Annotated in this window: 15 protein-coding genes; 7 read left to right on the top strand and 8 right to left on the bottom strand. The window is 42.3% G+C overall.

The genetic code is table 11. The features are described 5' to 3' along the window. Nucleotides 1-22: 22 nt before the first annotated feature. The 4 genes from nhaC to purH all read right to left on the bottom strand — a co-directional run bounded on the left by nhaC (nt 23) and on the right by purH (nt 5,467). A complete protein-coding gene (gene nhaC / locus AAEY94_RS03080) occupies nt 23-1,522 on the bottom strand; it encodes a Na+/H+ antiporter NhaC (protein WP_350977164.1) in 1,500 nt (499 codons plus the stop codon). A 359-nt stretch (nt 1,523-1,881) separates the two neighbouring features. Continuing rightward, entirely contained in the window at nt 1,882-2,100 is a 219-nt protein-coding gene (locus AAEY94_RS03075) for a hypothetical protein (protein WP_192115397.1), read from the bottom strand. Between the two features lie 256 nt (nt 2,101-2,356). Then, nucleotides 2,357-3,658 carry a phosphoribosylamine--glycine ligase gene (gene purD / locus AAEY94_RS03070; protein WP_350977161.1) on the bottom strand — a complete coding sequence of 434 codons (1,302 nt, stop codon included), beginning with the start codon at nt 3,656-3,658 and terminating at the stop codon, nt 2,357-2,359. Nucleotides 3,659-3,877: 219 nt separating this feature from the next. Beyond that, on the bottom strand, nt 3,878-5,467 hold the full coding sequence (purH, locus tag AAEY94_RS03065) for a bifunctional phosphoribosylaminoimidazolecarboxamide formyltransferase/IMP cyclohydrolase (RefSeq protein WP_059747534.1): 1,590 nt from the start codon (nt 5,465-5,467) through the stop codon (nt 3,878-3,880). Between the two features lie 307 nt (nt 5,468-5,774). On the opposite strand from purH, the gene zntR reads away from it, so the two are divergent. Then, entirely contained in the window at nt 5,775-6,236 is a 462-nt protein-coding gene (gene zntR, locus AAEY94_RS03060; RefSeq protein WP_162022231.1) for a Zn(2+)-responsive transcriptional regulator, read from the top strand. Between the two features lie 2 nt (nt 6,237-6,238). Beyond that, entirely contained in the window at nt 6,239-7,780 is a 1,542-nt protein-coding gene (locus AAEY94_RS03055) for an SO_0444 family Cu/Zn efflux transporter (protein WP_350977157.1), read from the top strand. Between the two features lie 196 nt (nt 7,781-7,976). Here AAEY94_RS03055 and AAEY94_RS03050 read toward each other — a convergent pair whose 3' ends face one another. Further along, entirely contained in the window at nt 7,977-8,783 is an 807-nt protein-coding gene (locus AAEY94_RS03050) for a S1/P1 nuclease (RefSeq protein ID WP_335690521.1), read from the bottom strand. Nucleotides 8,784-9,069: 286 nt separating this feature from the next. Between AAEY94_RS03050 and AAEY94_RS03045 the strand changes: the two genes are divergently transcribed. Continuing rightward, complete coding sequence (locus AAEY94_RS03045) at nt 9,070-12,243, top strand: TonB-dependent receptor (RefSeq protein ID WP_350977153.1); 3,174 nt, start codon at nt 9,070-9,072, stop codon at nt 12,241-12,243. 142 nt (nt 12,244-12,385) lie between these two features. On the opposite strand, the gene AAEY94_RS03040 is transcribed toward AAEY94_RS03045, so the two are convergent. Beyond that, nucleotides 12,386-12,508: a hypothetical protein gene (locus AAEY94_RS03040; protein ID WP_011635985.1), complete on the bottom strand. Its 123-nt coding sequence runs from the start codon at nt 12,506-12,508 to the stop codon at nt 12,386-12,388. 270 nt (nt 12,509-12,778) lie between these two features. Continuing rightward, nucleotides 12,779-13,717 (bottom strand): LysR family transcriptional regulator, encoded by a 939-nt coding sequence (locus AAEY94_RS03035; RefSeq protein ID WP_101086231.1) that lies wholly within the window; start codon nt 13,715-13,717, stop codon nt 12,779-12,781. A 96-nt stretch (nt 13,718-13,813) separates the two neighbouring features. On the opposite strand from AAEY94_RS03035, the gene AAEY94_RS03030 reads away from it, so the two are divergent. From AAEY94_RS03030 to AAEY94_RS03015, 4 genes are all read left to right on the top strand, one after another. Next, nucleotides 13,814-14,908, top strand: a complete 1,095-nt coding sequence (locus AAEY94_RS03030; protein ID WP_350977149.1) for an HlyD family secretion protein — start codon at nt 13,814-13,816, stop codon at nt 14,906-14,908. Nucleotides 14,909-14,954: 46 nt separating this feature from the next. Further along, on the top strand, nt 14,955-16,541 hold the full coding sequence (locus tag AAEY94_RS03025) for a DHA2 family efflux MFS transporter permease subunit (RefSeq protein WP_101086332.1): 1,587 nt from the start codon (nt 14,955-14,957) through the stop codon (nt 16,539-16,541). Between the two features lie 46 nt (nt 16,542-16,587). Then, complete coding sequence (locus AAEY94_RS03020) at nt 16,588-17,052, top strand: GNAT family N-acetyltransferase (protein WP_101086229.1); 465 nt, start codon at nt 16,588-16,590, stop codon at nt 17,050-17,052. A 96-nt stretch (nt 17,053-17,148) separates the two neighbouring features. Continuing rightward, the gene (locus AAEY94_RS03015; RefSeq protein WP_101086228.1) at nt 17,149-17,466 is read left to right on the top strand and encodes a putative quinol monooxygenase; all 318 of its coding nucleotides are present in this window, start codon (nt 17,149-17,151) and stop codon (nt 17,464-17,466) included. A gap of 194 nt (nt 17,467-17,660) precedes the next feature. On the opposite strand, the gene AAEY94_RS03010 is transcribed toward AAEY94_RS03015, so the two are convergent. Further along, on the bottom strand, nt 17,661-18,704 hold the full coding sequence (locus AAEY94_RS03010) for a porin (RefSeq protein ID WP_101086227.1): 1,044 nt from the start codon (nt 18,702-18,704) through the stop codon (nt 17,661-17,663). Nucleotides 18,705-19,309: the final 605 nt, after the last annotated feature.

Here is a 19,309-nt window from a genome sequence, read left to right as displayed (position 1 = left end):
AGGTTAATAGACGACTTTTGAGTTAACCAACGACTTCGCCAGTGCTGATCCTAGTTGCGTCTAATGGCTCAATTTTGAAATTGAAATAAGCATAAGATGCACTAATAAACGGACAGACTAAGTTAAAGAAGGCGTAGGGCAAGTAAGCGATAGTGGCTACGCCAAGTGTACTTGCCATAAAGGCACCACAGGTATTCCAGGGTACTAACGGACTGGTTACGGTTGCTGAGTCTTCTAGCGCGCGGCTTAAATTAACAGCTGCTAATTTACGGCGGGTGTATTCCACCTTTAACATTCTGCCTGGCAGTACTATGGCAATGTATTGATCGGCAGTAATAATGTTCGCGCCAATACACACGCCCAGGGTGGTAATAATCAAGCTGGCCGTGCCGGTGACGACGGTAAGAATACTTTCTAAAATACGGTTTAATAATCCGGTGACTTCCATCACGCCGCCAAATGCCATCGCACAAAGAATAAGCCAAACGGTTGTTACCATGCTGCTCATGCCACCACGGCTTAATAAATTATCTAATACTTCATCGCCTGTGTTGGCGACATAGCCGTCAAACATGGCTATCCATAAACCTTTCACTAGCGCGACCATTGGCAATAATGTGTCGTCGTGTACAAAGGCAATCACGTTATCAAACTGAAATAATGCTGCGCACACCGCGCCAGCTAACGTACCTAATATGACCGTTGGAAACGCTGGCATTTTGCGGTTAGCTAAATACAACACCACTAATAATGGGATCAATAAATGTATTCCTGGGCTGTAGGTCTTATCCAATAAAGCCAACGTATCTACGAGTTGATTTTCAATCGGCACCGCATCTGCTGTAAGGCCTAAAAAAGTAAACCCAATGAGGGCGATGATAATGCTGGGTACAGTGGTCCATGTCATGTGGCGGATATGGCTGAAAATATCAGTACCCGCAACCGCAGGGGCAAGGTTTGTGGTATCAGACATTGGTGACATTTTGTCGCCAAAATACGCGCCACTAATAATAGCGCCGGCAGTAATGTTAACGTCTAGCCCCATTGCTGACGAAATACCCACTAAGGCAATACCTAAGGTGCCTGCAACGGTCCACGAGCTACCAATACTCAGTGCAACCACCGCACACAATAAACAGCAGGCAGTATAAAAGTAGTCTGGGTTAAGGATTTGCATACCATAATAAATCATCGTCGGCACTGTACCGGCTAAAATCCACGTACCAATCAGTGAACCCACACTAAATAAAATTAATAATGCGCCCGTCGCAACCCCAATACTTTTGACGATACCGCGTTCCATTTGATTCCAGCTATAGCCATTTTTATAACCGATGATCATTGCAATACATGCCGCTAACACTAATGCGATTTGATTGGCGCCTGATGAGCTATCCGATGAAAACAGATAAACCGCTGCCGCCAGCATAAGAATCAGGGCAAAAACGGGGATTAGTGCATCAAGTAAGCTGGGTTGCTTGTGCTCCGATGAAGACGGTTTGAACGACGCCGATTGAGACATACTACTTCCTTTGTTGTTATTATTTTTGACCAATATCTCATTCGTGTGAGTTGGCTAAGTGTTATTATAATAAGTTAGTAACTTATTTGTAACAGAAGCACATCCTGACATAAAAATGCCTGTTAAGTCGAACATTGTTAGGCTTGAGTAATAATTTATAGATGGGCAGATTGCTGCAGCTTTTGAGTAGTATGCTTGGTTAATTACTTTGTGTGGTTATATATGTCAAATAGGTCGGTTAATGTGAATAAATAGCCGCTGAGGATATCTGGTGGGACCAGCGATATCCTCATGAAAACGTGCAGATTTGATAGATTTAGATACGCAGTTTATGGCTATTAATGGCAATATTAAGCAAGTTATTTATTTAAATGTTTTAAGATGGCATTTTCGGCATCAGTTTTAGTGGCTTCACCTTCAGTAATATCAATTTTTTCTAGAGCTTTATGGCCTGTCATATCTTCTGCAATATGTAACCAATCTGGATGCCAATAGAAAGAGTTGCCCGAGAAGGTATTCCAATTATGCACGCCTGATTTTTCACCTTGATAAATTAGGTCGCTGGTATTAACTCTCATTTAATCCTCCAATAATCATTACGAGTACGTTAGCTAAAGTGCAGGAGTTTGAATAACAGCAAAGGTAATCACACTCCCTTTCAGTTACTAGCTTGCGCCTTGAACAGAGTCGTTTTTGTGATCTAAATCATAAAAATTGCGGGTTATGGATAATGTAAACAGTAATTAATCTTCCGCATTACAAGCGGATATAAAAAATCCCTGTGATGTTGTTGCCATCACAGGGATTTTTCAACGAACTAAATCCAATGTACTATTAGCTTTTAGCTTGTTCACGAGCAATAGCGCGATAAGCAATATCAGTACGGAAGTACACGTCATCCCAATGAATGGCATCTACTAATGCATAAGCTGATTGCTGTGCTTCAGTCACTGTGTTGCCTAATGCGGTGGCGCACAATACGCGGCCGCCGTTAGTGACAACATGGCCGTCTTTCATGCTAGTACCCGCATGGAACACTTTACCGTTAGTGTCGCCAAGGGTTAAGCCGTCAATAACGTCGCCTTTGTTGTACGCGTCAGGATAACCGCCAGCAGCCATGACTACCCCAACAGCTGCACGAGGATCAAATTCTGCAGTGACTTTATCTAACTCACCACGAGTCGCAGCTAAGCAAAGCTCAACAATATCTGACTGCAAGCGCATCATAATTGGTTGGGTTTCAGGATCACCAAAACGGCAGTTGTATTCAAGCACTTTGGCGCTACCATCAGGAGCAATCATTAACCCTGCATATAAAAATCCAGTATAAACATTACCTTCAGCCGCCATACCATCAACCGTTGGGCGAATAACATTGGCGATAGTCCAGTCGTGTATTGCTTGTGTTACCACAGGAGCTGGTGAGTATGCACCCATTCCGCCGGTGTTAGGACCTTGGTCAGCATTGTCACGAGCTTTATGGTCTTGGCTGGTGGCCATAGCAAGAATGTTTTTGCCGTCTACCATCACGATAAAGCTGGCTTCTTCGCCTTTTAAAAACTCTTCAATCACTACGCGTGAACCGGCATCACCAAACTTATTGCCCGCGAGCATGTCATCAATGGCTGCATCGGCTTCTACTTGGTTAGCTGCGATGATGACACCTTTACCCGCTGCTAAGCCATCGGCTTTAATCACGACAGGGAAACCCGTTTTAGCGGTTAATATTGCCGCATAAGCTTTAGCCGGTGCAATCTCAGTGAAGTTTGAGTAGTCAGCAGTAGGAATGTTGTGGCGCGCTAAAAAGTCTTTAGTAAAAGCTTTTGAAGATTCAAGCTGAGCCGCGCCTTTGGTTGGGCCAAAAATGGCTAAACCTGCTGCATTAAAGGCATCAACTACGCCTAGCGATAATGGCACTTCTGGGCCGACGATGGTTATCGCTATGGCGTTATCTTTGGCAAAGGCCACAAGTGCGTCAATTTGTTCGACATCAATCGCAACGTTTTCTAACTTAGGTTCTAAAGACGTACCAGCATTACCGGGTGCAACAAACACTTTTGTTACTTGAGCAGACTGAGCCGCTTTCCAAGCTAGAGCATGTTCACGACCGCCACCACCAATTATAAGTACCTGCATCTTTAATCCTTTTATAGCTGCGCTATGTTCTCTATTTCTGCTTCAAGCATGCTCACTTATACTTATAAGCTGCGCGTGCTTTCATTGAACTAGAAAAAATAGCTATGCTCTAATTCGTTTAAACAAAATTTAAAAAGTATCGCTTGTTATCTATTTTTGCAAAAGCATTTAGCAAAAACACGCTTGATAAGCGATACCCATATTTGATATTAGCGTTTATTAGTGGCGGAAGTGACGCATGCCAGTAAATACCATTGCCATACCGTGCTCGTCTGCTGCGGCGATGATTTCTTCATCGCGAATAGAACCACCTGGTTGGATGATACAGCTAATACCTGCTGCTGCTGCGGCGTCGATACCATCTCTGAATGGGAAAAATGCATCAGATGCCATGACTGAATTTTCAACCACTAGGCCTTCATCGGCAGCTTTTATTCCCGCTATTTTAGCTGAATATACGCGGCTCATTTGGCCAGCACCGACACCGATAGTCATGCCGTCTTTGGCGTAAACAATGGCGTTAGATTTAACAAACTTAGCCACTTTCCAGCAGAACATTAAGTCTTTTAACTGTTCAGCCGTTGGTTGACGCTTAGACACGACTTTAACGTCTTCTAGGTTCACCATGCCTTGATCGCGATCTTGTATTAACAAGCCACCATTAACGCGTTTGTAATCAAGTGAAGTTGTTTTTGTATTCCACTCACCACATTCTAGTAAACGCACGTTTGCTTTAGCGGCAATGATGGCGCGTGCGGCTTGGCTCACTTTAGGGGCAATGATGACTTCAACAAACTGGCGGTCAACAATGGCTTGCGCCGTTTGTGCATCTAACTCTTGGTTAAAGGCAATGATGCCGCCAAACGCTGATGTTGGGTCGGTTTTAAATGCGCGGTCGTAAGCTTCTAATAAGTTAGCGCCTAATGCCACACCGCAAGGGTTGGCGTGCTTAACGATAACGCAGGCAGGGCCTTCAAATTCTTTAACGCATTCAAGTGCTGAATCTGTGTCGGCGATATTGTTGTAAGACAACGCCTTACCTTGTAGCTGAATCGCGCTGGCAACAGACGCTTCATCAATTTGCGTGTCGACATAAAACGCCGCTTTTTGATGGCTGTTTTCACCGTAACGTAAGTCTTGTTTTTTGACAAACTGACTGTTGAAAGTACGTGGGAACGTTGAATCGTCATGACATTCGTCGTTACTGTGCGCAGGCACCATAGTACCGAAGTAGTTGGCGATCATGCCGTCATAAGCAGCGGTATGTTCAAAGGCTGCAATGGCTAAGTCAAAACGCGTTTCTAAGGTGGTGCTGCCGTTGTTGGCTTGCATTTCTGCAATCACGCGGCTGTAATCTTTTGCATTAACCACAATCGTAGTGTCTTTGTGGTTTTTAGCGGTTGAACGCACCATTGTTGGGCCGCCAATGTCGATGTTCTCAACAGCGTCCGCTAAGGTGCAGCCTGGTTTGGCAACGGTTTCAGCAAATGGATACAAGTTAACCGCAACCAAATCGATTGGCTTAATGGCGTTTTGTTCCATGACGATTTCGTCAATGCCGCGGCGAGCAAGAATGCCACCGTGAATTTTTGGGTGCAGGGTTTTAACACGACCATCCATAATTTCTGGGTGACCCGTGTAGTCAGACACTTCCATTACCGGGATATTATTGTCTGCAAGTAACTTTGCAGTACCGCCCGTAGACAAGAGTTCAACACCTTGTGCATGCAGCGCTTGTGCAAACTCAAGGATTCCAGTTTTATCTGATACGCTTAATAGCGCGCGACGAATTGGTCTGACATTATTCATGTAGGTACAGGTCCGCTAGTTTGATTTTAAGGAGCTTTAGTAAAACAGAGTCAATTAAAGTCTGCTTTACCAAAGTCCCTCATAGTGTTTTTTAGATTGCTTAACACCGTCGAGGCTTACTGTGTTGTGATCAGGCGGGCGTATTTTATCGTAAACCGCTTCTATTGGGTGTTTTTTCTGTGTGATTTCACAATATTGAAATAAGAACAAAGGTACGCAAAAATAATCACCCAATAACCCTTGACCTTGGATTAAACTCCAAGGTTTATACTCAGGTAAAATTCAGATGACGATGGTGAATTAACATATGTATCGAATAGGCGAACTTTCAGCCTTGTATGACATCAAAGCTGACACATTACGATTTTACGAAAAACATGGTTTGCTGTCGCCATCAAGCCGATCTGATGCCGGATATCGGTTGTATAACCACAGCGACTCCGAACGACTTAAATTTATTTTACGTGCCAAAGCGGTGGGTTTCTCACTTAAGGATATCGCCGATTTGCTATCTATTGAGGTTGATAAGTCTAATAGAGCCTGTGCCGATGTTAAAGGTTTAGTCGATACTAAGCTTGAGCAAGTAGAAACTAAATTAGCTGAGCTACAACATTTTGCGACATCGCTAAAAAGTTTATCAAATACCTGTTGTGGTGGCCCAGATAGCGCCGAGCATTGCTCGATACTCGAAGCGTTAGAGTCGTCAGACAAGCATATTATTGCTAAAAAAGAACATCATCATTTTGCTAATTTGGGTCATAAGGATTAAGTATGTTATTGACCAATTTCCTTCATTTATTTTTAGAGTCTGCCCCTTGGTTGTTACTGGGCTTAGTGCTGGCAGGTTTGTTAAAAGTATTTGTGCCGATGGCATGGATGCAAAAGCAACTCGGCGGTCATGGAATGAAAACGGTGGTGAAGGCGGCATTATTAGGTGCGCCTTTACCTTTGTGTTCGTGTGGCGTTATTCCGGCAGCAGTAGGTTTGCGTCGAGCTGGCGCCTCAAAAGCCGCGACAACCTCTTTTTTAGTGTCTACCCCAGAAACTGGCGTTGACTCAATTACCGTATCCTATGTTTTACTCGGGCCTTTTATGGCGATTGTGCGCCCGATTGCGGCGATTACCAGTGCGATAGTGGCGGGTTTATTAGTGGGCCGTGATGACGATGATGGTATTCCTGCGTCAACATCTGCTAAAGCGAAAACAGCCACTGATTCATCAGCGAGTGCCAAGCCGGTATCATCATGCTGCGCAGCTAAATCAACTGCTAGCTCAGACGCCAGCTCTGAAGCGACATCAACATGTAAAACAACCGCGGGTACAATGCAAAATGCTAGCGTAAAAATGACTGCGATTAAGTCGGAACCCGTTAAGCATGAGTCTGTATTAAGCCCGATGACGCCAGCGCGTACATTTTCAACTAATACTACAGAAGCAAAGCAGAGTTGTTGTGGCAGTAAAACTGCAGATAAACCAATTGAATCTACATCCTCAGCGTGTTGCAGTACTACGTTAAAAGACGATGTAAAAGACGATGTAAAAGACGATGTAAAAGATGAGACAAAAGCTAAAACGGTTGCATCAAGCTGTTGCAGTAGCAAACCTGAGGTGCAAGCTGAAGTGGCAGCAACAAGCAGTTGTTGCGCCTCGAAATCGCTAAGCCAGGTACCAAGTGAAAGTAGTGATGAAGCCAGTTGCTGCGCATCGACTCAAGATATGGCAACAGAGTTGAAACACAACAGTGTATTTAGCCGTGTGTTATCGGGTTTGCATTACGCAGCCACAGATTTAGTCAAAGACACCACCTTGTGGTTATTAGTCGGGTTATTTTTTGCCGCCATCGTGCAGACTTATGTGCCGGCTGACTTTTTGGTTAAGTGGGGTGATGGCATTCTGGCGATGTTAGTGATGGTCCTCGTGTCGATCCCAATGTATATCTGTGCCACCGCTTCAACCCCCATTGCTGCAGGATTGCTATTAGCTGGAGTATCACCAGGTGCTGTACTAGTCTTTATGATGGCAGGCCCTGCGACCAACATTGCAACTTTAGGTGTGGTAACTAAAGAGCTAGGTAAGCGTGCATTATATGGCTATCTAGGTGGTGTTATCGGTGTGGCGTTAGTATTTGGTGTATTGGTCAATTATCTAGTTGATACCTTTGGTTTTGAAGTGATGCCGCAGATTGGTGAAGAGCATGCCTTATTACCTCAAGGTGTAGTGGCGGTTTCTGGTATCGTGCTAGCGGTGTTAATGGCCAAAGTATTGTGGGACATGATCCCAAAAGGCAATAAAGAGAAAGGTTGTTGCTCGTAATAAGTTAAACCAAATGTTAACCATAGCGAGTTAACTAAAGCGTGTTAGCTAAAGCTTGTTAACCATCGCGAATTAAGCACATAAAAAGCCAGTGATAAATATCACTGGCTTTTTATTAGGCTAAAACATTATTAATTCACAATATAGTGTTAGTCGAAACGAGTACTGGTAAGCAATAACGCTAGTCAGAAAAGTGCTAGTTAAAAATAGCGTTGAGTTTTTCAGCCAATCTAATGCCAGCTTGCTGCAATCGCTGCTCGATAATGGGTTTATGGGTAAATACATAGTTAAAACGTAAATCGTCTTCACCTTGATAATTCTGTTCGAGCTGGTAAGCCCTTTGCCTTAATGCTTTCGACTCATCAGCCCATTGATAATAGCTTTGACCACTCCACATTTTGCGTTGTTGTTCGCTAATACGCGTTAAAAAATCACTGTACTCTGTAAAGCTTAACTGCTGCTGTTCAATTAGTTTGCTGTCCCACACAGTATGCAAATTTGTGTGCTCACCAAACCACTTGAGTTTAATTGTATTTCCACCTTTATCATGGCTGTGACCCACATGTAGTGGTTGATGAATGTCGCCGACAAAATGTACGTAAAATGCCAATGCTTGCCATTTCTCTTGTTGGCTGGCTTTAGGGTTTACTAATATTTTTTCAAATCGTTGCAAACTTTCGATGATATCGCCATCAGCATTGCGCTTAACCGTTTTCCACGACTCATCGTCTTCAATTGAAATGTAATGCCATGGCGCAGCGCGATCCCAAGTGTTGTCGGAGCGGATTTCATCAGCCCAAGTTGACATTTGCGCTAAGCTTTCGCCACCTGTCAGTTGGTTTATTTTCTGTTGAGCTGTCGGGGATAAATTGGCTTGCGCGATTTTGCCTACAATTCTGTGGCCTAATTGACCAAATGCTTTGGCAGGTAGGCTGAACGTTAAGGTGAACAATACACTGCCCACTAGCAATAACATGTTATTCAGTAAAACAGACGATTTCATAAAACTTCCAATTCATTGTTGTTAAGGCAATAACAGCGTTTTTAATGTGCCAGCGTATGAAATTATTGTTACATGACACAGACTTGAGTCGCGACTATATAGCAACAATATGACATTTATGTGTTACTCAAAAGTTGTTTTGCGGTTAATTTTTTCGTTTAAAAATGACATTAAAATGCAACATATCGTCCTTAGACTTCGCCCTGAAGTTTTTGCTCTATTGATTTACTAAGCCCGATAAACGGGTAACTAAACATTAAAATATAAAAATATTCAGGGGTTTGAAATGTTGCTTAATCATAAAATCAGTCGTCTCGCGCTCGCGACATGTTTTGCTATGGGAATTGCTTTACCTGCAATGGCGGCAGATACCGCATCAGATATTCGTGGTCAGATTATAGGTCCTGCTGGTAATGCTGTTACTGATGCAAAAATTACTATTATCCATCAGCCTACCGGTACCGTTACCGAAGTTCCTGTTTCTGCTAATGGGCAATTTACTGCCCGCGGTTTACGTGTCGGTGGTCCTTACATTATTAAAGTCGATTCTGATGTGTTTGCTGACACAGTTGAAGACAATGTCTACTTAGGATTAGGCGAAACATTCCGTTTTAACCGCACACTAGAAGCCACTTCTACGATGGAGCGTGTTGGTGTCGTTGGCAGTACAAGCTTTCATCGCAGCGCCGGCGGTAACAGTGACTTTGGTGAGCAAGATATCGCTAACGCACCCGGTATTAGCCGTGATTTAAAAGATGTGTTGCGCCAAAACCCAATGGCTGTTGTGGGTACCGACGGTATTTCAATGAGCGTGGCGGGCATGAACCCACGTTTTAACACTTTTGTGGTAGACGGTATTTCTCAAAACGATGATTTTGGACTTAATTCAAATGGCTACCCAACTCAGCGTTCACCTATTTCTATCGATGCAGTGGAGAGTGTAGCGCTTAACGTATCGCCTTACTCTGCTCGTAGTGGTGGTTTTACCGGCGCACAAATTAATGCAGTAACTAAGTCGGGCACCAATGATTTATCCGGGACTGTTTTTTGGGAAACCACTAACGACAGCATGGCGGGTGATGGTAAAGACCAGGACTCTGGTGACACCTTAACTCAAGATTTTGAAGAAACCACATTCGGCGGCACGGTTGGTTTTCCTCTGATTAAAGACACTTTGTTTTTCTTTGGCTCATATGAAAACTTTGATGCACCAAAGTCGGCAGAGTGGGGGCCAAAGGGCGCTGGTTTTGCCAATGAGTCAGATGTGACTTCAGAAGATCTAATTCGAATAGAACAAATTGCTCAGTCTATATATGGTCTTGATAGCATTGGCGGTTACACCACCTCACCACAAGAAAAAGATGAAAAAATCTTAGCTAAAGTGGATTGGAATATTAACGACCAACACCGTGCCAGTTTTACTTATCAATCGACCATAGGTAATGTAACCAACAACATGTCATCAGGTGATTCGTTATTAAAATTATCGAGCACTTGGTATGACAAAGAAGAAACTTTAGAAACCTACGCGGCCAACTTATACAGCGATTGGACTGACGATTTTAGTACTGAAATCAAAATCGCTTACAAAGATACCACCACTAAATCGAAAACCATTGATGATTTAGGCATAGGTATGGTGTCGGTACAAACCTTCGAAAAGTCAGGTGACAAAGTCATTTTTGGCACTGACAGTTCTCGCCAAGCAAATGAATTAAATAACCAAAATCTTGAGCTACGTTTTGTGGGTGATTATTACCTAGGCGACCACGATATTGGCTTTGGTGCTCAGTACAATAGCGTTGAAATATTCAACTTATTTGCTCAAGATGTGTTGGGCAATTGGGAGTTTGATTCTATTGATAACTTAGCGGCAGGCGCCGTCGATAGTTTCCGTTATCAAAATGCGGCTTCGGGTAATCCAAATGATGTGAGTGCCAGTTTTAACATGGACACCTTGGCATTATTTGTTGAAGACTCATGGGATATTACGGCCGATTTAGAGCTCACGTTCGGTATGCGTTATGAAACCATTAGCATGTCAGATACTCCAGCCATTAATGAAAACTTTGTTAATCGATATGGGTTTGCTAACAACGAAACCTTAGATGGCCAAGATATTTGGTTACCTCGTGTAGGGCTTAAATACTTATTAAGTGATGATGTGACCTTATACGGTGGTGTAGGCCGTTACAGTGGTGGCTCACCATCTGTTTGGATTTCAAATAGCTTTTCAAACGATGGCAACAGCTTATTAAGCTATAACGAAGGTTGGAACCCAGCATGGGGCACTCCAGATTTTGGCAATGTTCCAGCAGATGCTCAAGCGGGTTTAGTGGGTGGCGACGGTAATGTTAATGCCATCGACCCTAACTTTGAGTTGCCTTCAGACTGGCGTGCAAGTATTGGTTTTGACAGTACGTGGGATTTAGGTGCCTTAGGTGATAATTGGTTTGTGGGTGGTGAATTTTTATACATTCAAAAAGAAAACGACTTAGCATGGGTTGATTTAGCCCGTCGCCAAGTGAAAACCGATGCCACTGGCCGTGTGGTTTATGAAACCTGGGACCCATTAGCAAATAATGGTGCTGGTGGTAATACCGAGCGTTATGACCTCATGTTAACCAATGCTGAAGATGATGGCTCCAGTAAGACGTTAAGTTTGTCGATTGCCAAAGAGTGGGATATGGGCCTTAGCATGCGTGCAGGTTATGCTTATAACTCAGTTGAAGAAGGCAACCAAGGCTCGTCGTCTACTGCAACGTCTAACTATCAATATACCCCAGTACAATATGATCGTAATGGCACCACTATGGGCACTGGCTATTATGAAACACCGCATCGCTTCACCTTTAGCTTGGGTTATGACGTAGAGTTTGTTGCAGGCTACAACTCTAGCTTTAACTTATTCTACGAAGCGCGTGAAGGTAACCCATTAACGTGGACACTAGGTTCATATCGTGATGGCAATTTAGGTGACCAAAGCAAGTTTGCTGGCGCATCATATTATCTACCTTACATTCCAACAGGTGCTGATGATGCTAATGTTGAGTATGCTGGTGGATTAACTTATGAGGAGTTTAAAGCGGCAATTGATGAAATAGGTTTAGGCCAATATGCCGGTGGTATAGCACCAAAAGGCACCGACAACCAACCATGGATACATCAGCTAGACTTCCGCTTTACGCAAGAATTACCAGGGTTTACTGACGAGCATAAAGGTATTTTATACTTCGATATCAAAAACGTACTTAACCTAGTTAATGAAGATTGGGGCGTGGTTGAATACCAAAGCTTTAACAGCGCTAAGTTGGTTGATCATGACTACAATGCGGCGACGGGAGTTTATACTTATTCTGTTCCATTTGGCCAAGATGGTATTGAGACTAACAATTACGATACTTATGACATCAACAAATCAGCTTGGCAGCTTAAAGTGGGCGTGAAGTACAAGTTCTAATACTTTGTTAAGTAGAGTGCTGGTGCTGTATCTAGAGTGCTAATCAATAGGTTCCAAACAAAAATACCGAGCAATTAGCTCGGTATTTTTATGTGCTCAATATGGTTACATCAAGCTATTTATTCGCTAAACGACGTATAAATTATTTGATTTTACTGGCAAAATTTTCAGGTGAATTTTTCGACTGCTTAACCGCACGTTTCTCTTTTAAAGATAATGCCGGCTTTTTCTTCGCTTCTTTTGAATTATTACGTTCTTTGCTCATTTGTATGACTCCTAGCACGCATAATGCGTAACTAATAAATGGTAATTTTTGTTGTTAGTATCGAAGGTGCTAATGAATCAGCCACTTAGTACTTACTTAGCCTTTGAACAATTTACTGAACCAAACTTATCATTGATATTGCGAATTAATGATGTGCGAGAACTTACCTCTATGATCTAAATTAATCACCTTATTAAGTTGATACTAGCACCTAGTCAGTTAAAAATATCTATTTATTCTATAGATTATTTTGTGCTTAAAAACTCATCTTTAATTATGATTGCTTTGTTGGACAAAATCGGGGATCTCAAGTACACCTTCGCCCCAATGCTCAAACAAGGCGGCGTATAAAAACTCTACAAACACTCGGTATTTACGGGGTAAATATACGCGCTGTGGAAAACTCAGGGTGACCTTGGTTTGCATCATTGGAAAGTCTTCTAATATCGGTATCAGTTGCTTACTGTCGATGGCTTCTTGTGCAATAAAAACCGGTACCGCAGTAATGCCTAGACCTTCAATAGCAGCCTCTCGGGCAAAGGTGACATTATTGACTTTTAGCTGTGCAGGGGGATCGAGATCAAGCCATTGGCTGCCATCAAAAATACGCCAGCCACCATCAATGTGGGCCGACTGTAACTTAATTGCGGTGTGGAACATTAAATCTTGCGGTATTTGTGGTGTGCCATGACGCTTAAGGTAATTTGGACTTGCCATTAACAACCGGCTAGCGGTGACTAACGAGTAGCTTTGCAGCTTAGGATCACGTTGTTCGGTAATTTGAAATAGAAAATCGACCCCTTCTTCAATCACATCAATTTTACGGTTAGTCAGTTCTGCATCGATGGTGATATTAGGGTAAGCCGCCAGAAACCGCGCAAGAATACGACCTAAAAATAATTGTCCTAGCTCGATAGGGCAAATCACTTTTAAATTGCCTTTGATGTCTTGCTGGCTCGCACTGAGAAGATCTTCGGCATTTTGTAAATCTTGTAGAATTTTACTAATGCGATGGTAATAACTTGAACCCGCTTCAGTGAGTTTCAATGACCTTGTGGTGCGAAACAGTAATTGCACACCGGCATCGGCTTCTAGATCTGCGATTTTACGACTCACAGTGGCTTTGGTTATTCCCAGTGCTCTGGCTGCACCGGTAAAACTACCTTGTTCTACGACTTGCGAGAATATTTGAACGCGATTGAGATCCATATTGTTACACCTGTGAAACAGTGGGTTGAATTTTTACTATCTAATAAACTTAAGGAAACAGTAGTAAACTAGAGCAGAATAAATTAGGAGTCAAATATGTCTATCAATAAGCGGTTAGTGTTAGTGCCAGGTATTATCGTTGTGTTAGTTGTTGCAGGCGTTTATTGGTGGTCACAAGTTCGATATATCGAGTCAACGGACAATGCGTATGTTGAGGCTGATATTTCCAATATCAGTGTAAAAGTTCCCGGCTATATTGTGCAATCTGCTGTGGTTGATAATCAACACGTCAACAAAGGTGAACTGCTGGCTCAATTGGAAGACAGCCAATTTGTTGCCAAGCTGGCTCAAAGCAAAGCTGTGTTAGCGAGTATCCAAGCAAACTTGCAAACTCTAGCGGCAAAGGTTGATTTACAACAGGCATTAATTAATCAAGCGAAGGCTACCGTTGTGGCTTCACAGTCAGAGCAGTTAATTGCGCAACAACAATTGAAGCGTTCACAGAAATTAAAAATCAGTAATTACAGTTCACAAAATGATGTTGACCAACTTCAGGCAGGTTTCGATTCAGCATCGGCTCATGTCGATGAGGCGCAAGCCGCATTAGTGGCTAAACAGCGTGAATTGTCGGTATTTAATGCGCAATTATTACAAGTACAAGCGGATGTCGATCAGGCAATGGCCAGTGTCGAGTTGGCTAATATTCAATTGGTGGATACACGTGTTACTGCACCTTTTGCAGGGATTATAGGTAAGCGTGGTGCAATGGTGGGCCAGTATGTTCAACCAGGGCAAGCATTGTTTAGCTTAGTGCCAGATGCACAAGTGTGGATTACGGCTAACTTTAAAGAAACTCAAATTGAGCACATGCAAGCCGGACAAGCCGTTAAGGTGAGTTTAGATGCTTATCCTGATGATGTGTTTAGCGGATTTATCGACAGTTTAGCACCTGCATCGGGTTCTAAATTTAGCTTGTTACCCGCAGAGAATGCGACCGGTAACTTTACCAAAATTGTTCAACGTATTCCGGTGCGTATTCGTCTTGAACGTGATCAACCCTCATCTGCTATTGGGCGTATTTTACCAGGATTAAGCGCTGTGGTTGAAGTCGATACTGAGTCTGCAACCCAATCTCACGAACTCGCTAAGGCAACAGCTGGTCAAGCAATGTCTGTGACTGCAGGGCATTAATATGAGCCAGTCAGCCACTGAGGCAGATGTATCAACAGTCGGCCCTATGAGTACTGTGAGTGATAAACCGACGGGGTATCAGCGCGGTAGCAAACGTTCTTGGATAGCTGTTGCGGGCGGCTTAATCGGTGCCTTTATGGCTATTTTGGATATTCAAATCACCAATGCGTCGATGAAAGAAATTCAAGGTAGTTTAGGCGCCACTTTAGAAGAAGGCAGTTGGATTGCTACCGCTTATTTAGTGGCTGAAATGATTGCCATTCCTTTATCTGGTTGGTTAAGTACTGGGTTATCGACTCGCCGTTATTTACTGTGGACTACCGCTGCCTTTATTGTGGCCTCTATATTGTGCTCAATGTCTTGGAACCTTGAGTCAATGATCGCTTTTCGTGCCTTGCAGGGATTTTTTGGCGGGGCATTAATTCCGTTAGCATTTCGATTAATTCTTGAGTTTTTACCCGACAATAAACGCGCCATGGGTATGGCTTTGTTTGGGGTAACCGCAACATTTGCCCCTTCCATTGGGCCGACGCTAGGTGGTTGGCTAACCGAACAGTTTAGCTGGCATTATTTATTCTATATCAATGTTCCACCAGGCTTATTAGTGATGGCGATGTTAGCTTATGGTTTAGAGCGCAAACCAATCATTTGGGATAAGTTAAAAGACGCCGATTATTCAGGCATTGTCACCATGGCGTTGGGTATGGGCTGTTTAGAAGTTGTGCTAGAAGAGGGCAACCGTAAAGACTGGTTTGGCTCTGATCTTATTCGTAACCTCGCCATTATTGCCGCGATCAATATCAGCTTGTTTATTTGGATCCAGTTACGTAAAGCTCAGCCATTAGTGAATATTCGTCTGCTTGCTCAGCGAGACTTTGCCTTATCTACGGTGGCGTATTTCTTACTGGGGATGGCCCTATTTGGGGCGATTTATATGATCCCGCTGTATTTATCACAAATTCATGATTATACCCCGCTAGAAATTGGTGAAGTGATTATGTGGATGGGCTTTCCGCAGTTGCTGGTACTGCCATTAGTGCCTAAATTAATGCAGAAGTTTGATCCGCGATATTTGGCTGCACTTGGGTTTGCTTTATTTGCGACCAGTTATTATATGAATAGCCATATGACCATGGATTACGCTGGCGATCAAATGATTGCTTCGCAAATAGTACGAGCGTTAGGACAGCCGTTTATTTTAGTGCCTATTGGTATTTTGGCGACAATGCATCTTCAAGCACATGAAAATGCCTCGGCATCGACAGTGCTCAATGTGATGCGTAATTTAGGTGGGGCTTTTGGTATCGCGCTGGTGGCAACGTTAACCGATAATTTAGCTCGAGTTCATTTGGCCCATATTAAAGAGACGTTGCCAGCAGTCAGTGCCCAAGCTTATAACTATATTCAGCATACCAGTTCGATACTGCAAATTGCGGGTTCTGATGCGGTGAGTGCTAACTCACAAGCCTATGCTTTACTAGCTAAAAACATGTCACAGCAGGCATATATTCAAGCCTATAATGATGTGTTTCTTATCATGGCATGTTTTCTATTGATTGCAGTTGTTGCGGTTTTATTGATCCGTAAACCCGTGGCGAAAAGTGATTCAGATCAGCCTAATGAAATGCATTAATCATGTTAGTATTATCTTAATTGATAGCAATAAATTAAGGTGAGAGATGACATTAACGTGGCTAGATGTTGGTTTTACTGAGCTGTCTTTAGAGCAGCTTTATGGCTTATTGCAATTGCGTGTAGATGTCTTTGTGGTTGAACAAAATTGTCCTTATCCTGAATTAGACGGTAAAGATAAACATCCGCAAACCAGGCACTTATTGGGAGTGAATGAACAGGGTGATATAGAGGCTTATAGCCGCGTGTTAGCGCCCGATATTAGTTACCCTCAAGCGAGTATTGGCCGTGTTGCTGTTGCAAAATCTGCCCGTGGTCAGGGCGTGGCCAATCAATTAATGCAAAGTGCCATAGCCATTGCAAAACGGCATTGGCCAACAGACAATATTCAGATTGGGGCACAAGATTATTTACGTCATTTTTATCAACAACTTGGCTTTATTGTCAATTCAGATGTGTACCTTGAAGACGGCATTGAGCATCTTGATATGTTGTTAATCTATAATAGCTAATTGGTATGAGTAGCGTTGGATTCAGAGATAATATAATCAACTCTGCGTTAAGCCGCTATTTCTTTGGATTTGGGTAGATTTTATTAAGGAAAAACGATGTCAGATTATGTAATTAATACCCAGCAAATTGTGTGTGTCGCTCAATTTGTGGCGAAAGCAGGAAAACGTGATGAGTTAGTGGCGGTATTGGCAAGCTTGATCCCTGATACTCGTCGTGAATCTGGCTGTATTCGTTATGAATTGAATGTCAGTATTGATGACGACAACAAAGTTGCCTTTGTGGAAAAGTTTGTCGATCGTGCTGCGTTTGATCAGCATTGCGCTAAAGATGCTATTGAGCATTATTTCCACAATGTAATGCCTGAGTTGGTTGAGTCACATCATGTTGAAGTGTTTAATCAAGTGATTGCTTAATTGGCGGTTGCTGTTAAGTGCGGCAATTTCGATAGCTGTCATTTCAAGTGCTGTAATTTCAAGAGCTGGATGTCACGATTAGATTTGAAGCGTTAGAGCTCAACATTAGATTACAGATACAAAAATGCCAATCTAAACAGATTGGCATTTTTAATCATTTATACTGTTAAGCCGAAGCTTTTATATCAGAATGATTAGAAGTCGTAACGAGCACCGACAGTGAAGATGTTGTCATCTTCTAAATCAACAGTAGCTGTACCCACTTTATGGTCGCCTTCATACATAGCATAGTGACCATAAACTAAGGTTGACTTAGAGATACGGTAATCAGCACCCACAGTAATTTGAGTGATGTTTACGTCAGTACCAGTCGCTTCTTTAATATTTTTGTAGTAGCTACCAAAACCAGCTTCATCTTGACCGTATTCAGCTTTTAAGTTTACGCCGTTTAGGTTGTAAGATACGTTAAGGAAGAAAGAATCACCTTCTTGATCAGATGTTTGGCTTTCAGTGTTTTGGTATAAACCACCAAGCTTGAACTCACCTAGCTTAACTTGTGCCACACCACGATAAGCATCAATACCACCAATAGTATTATAAGCTGCAGCGACATAGTAAGGTTGTGCTTTAAGGCCTTTATCACCAATAGTTGCACTTAATGCATATTGATCATCATATGATTCTTTACCAGCATCATCTGTGTAGTTGTCTTCCATTAAATAAGTTGCGTTTAATGTAACTAAGCCACCAATCACTGGTGAATAGTACCAAATACCGTCAGCTTTACGTAACTGGCCACCAATCATACGATCGATATCTGCGTTGAAGTTACCAAATAAATCAATGCCACCTTCAGACTGTTTAAATACAGTATCGTTACGGCCGATTAACACTGTACCTGCGTCACTTTTTAAACCTAAGAATGTGTTACGCGCTTTAAATACAACTTCGTCACTGCCATTTTTGCCTTCAGTTTGAGTGGTATTTTCAACTTGGAATTCCATTTGGTATAACAGTTCAATACCGTTACCAAATTTTTCGCTACCTTTTACGCCTAAGTTAGAAAAGTTGTTTTCTAATACTGTGCCTTCTTTACCATTTTGAGTTGTTGCGCCTTTATCAGAATTAGTCACGGCTAAATCTAAACGACCATAGAAACTTGGGCCTTCAGCAAGTGTAGCGAAAGAAACTAATGTAAGTACAGATGCTACCGATGCAGAGATTAAGGTTTTTTTCATCTTTCATGCTCCCTAGAACGTTATGTTCTATATTCCATTTTTCATGGTTTTAGTTAGTGAAGTTTGTCGCAGATTCAATTCTGTAACAATCTGGTGCAGATTTTTACAGATTTGATACCTTCAGAGTGTGGCCTAGATCAAATAAACAAGGCCTACTTGAAATTTTGTGTATAAATCTGTGATAACTGCGACCATTTGTATAAAAAAATCACCATATGGCGTGGATCTACCTCTTTAGGGATGTTCCTATTCGATTAAAAATAGGCTAGCGCACAACCATAAAAAGTTGCAGAAATGTATGTTAGCCCATGTTAATTTAATCATTGTGAATATTCGATGTTAATTTTTATATCTTTAGTCTAATAAGGTTATAAATTAAGCATATTTTAATGTTTGTTGTGATAGGACACATTGACGCTAGGACATAAAGACATTTAGCTCAATCTGCCTCTGCTGAGTAATAGATTGCTATCAAACGGCTCTTTATCCTGCTATCTAGATGGTATGGTTTACCATAGATATAGGTACACTATTGACGTGTTAATCCTCCGGCCAGTTTGATCTGTTAAGCTGCAATAAACCGATTTTATTACTTTATCCCACAT

Origin of the sequence: Shewanella sp. AC34-MNA-CIBAN-0136 (assembly GCF_040309945.1) — a bacterium.
In the GTDB taxonomy this organism is placed as follows: Bacteria; Pseudomonadota; Gammaproteobacteria; order Enterobacterales; family Shewanellaceae; genus Shewanella.
This window is presented reverse-complemented; position numbering and strand designations above follow the sequence as displayed.

Excerpts from the sequence above, each read along its gene's own strand:
- nhaC (WP_350977164.1), bottom strand. The coding sequence starts at position 1,522 with ATGTCTCAATCGGCGTCGTTCAAACCGTCTTCATCGGAGCACAAGCAA.
- AAEY94_RS03075 (WP_192115397.1), bottom strand. The coding sequence starts at position 2,100 with ATGAGAGTTAATACCAGCGACCTAATTTATCAAGGTGAAAAATCAGGC.
- purD (WP_350977161.1), bottom strand. The coding sequence starts at position 3,658 with ATGCAGGTACTTATAATTGGTGGTGGCGGTCGTGAACATGCTCTAGCT.
- purH (WP_059747534.1), bottom strand. The coding sequence starts at position 5,467 with ATGAATAATGTCAGACCAATTCGTCGCGCGCTATTAAGCGTATCAGAT.
- zntR (WP_162022231.1), top strand. The coding sequence starts at position 5,775 with ATGTATCGAATAGGCGAACTTTCAGCCTTGTATGACATCAAAGCTGAC.
- AAEY94_RS03055 (WP_350977157.1), top strand. The coding sequence starts at position 6,239 with ATGTTATTGACCAATTTCCTTCATTTATTTTTAGAGTCTGCCCCTTGG.
- AAEY94_RS03050 (WP_335690521.1), bottom strand. The coding sequence starts at position 8,783 with ATGAAATCGTCTGTTTTACTGAATAACATGTTATTGCTAGTGGGCAGT.
- AAEY94_RS03045 (WP_350977153.1), top strand. The coding sequence starts at position 9,070 with ATGTTGCTTAATCATAAAATCAGTCGTCTCGCGCTCGCGACATGTTTT.
- AAEY94_RS03040 (WP_011635985.1), bottom strand. The coding sequence starts at position 12,508 with ATGAGCAAAGAACGTAATAATTCAAAAGAAGCGAAGAAAAAGCCGGCA.
- AAEY94_RS03035 (WP_101086231.1), bottom strand. The coding sequence starts at position 13,717 with ATGGATCTCAATCGCGTTCAAATATTCTCGCAAGTCGTAGAACAAGGT.
- AAEY94_RS03030 (WP_350977149.1), top strand. The coding sequence starts at position 13,814 with ATGTCTATCAATAAGCGGTTAGTGTTAGTGCCAGGTATTATCGTTGTG.
- AAEY94_RS03025 (WP_101086332.1), top strand. The coding sequence starts at position 14,955 with ATGAGTACTGTGAGTGATAAACCGACGGGGTATCAGCGCGGTAGCAAA.
- AAEY94_RS03020 (WP_101086229.1), top strand. The coding sequence starts at position 16,588 with ATGACATTAACGTGGCTAGATGTTGGTTTTACTGAGCTGTCTTTAGAG.
- AAEY94_RS03015 (WP_101086228.1), top strand. The coding sequence starts at position 17,149 with ATGTCAGATTATGTAATTAATACCCAGCAAATTGTGTGTGTCGCTCAA.
- AAEY94_RS03010 (WP_101086227.1), bottom strand. The coding sequence starts at position 18,704 with ATGAAAAAAACCTTAATCTCTGCATCGGTAGCATCTGTACTTACATTA.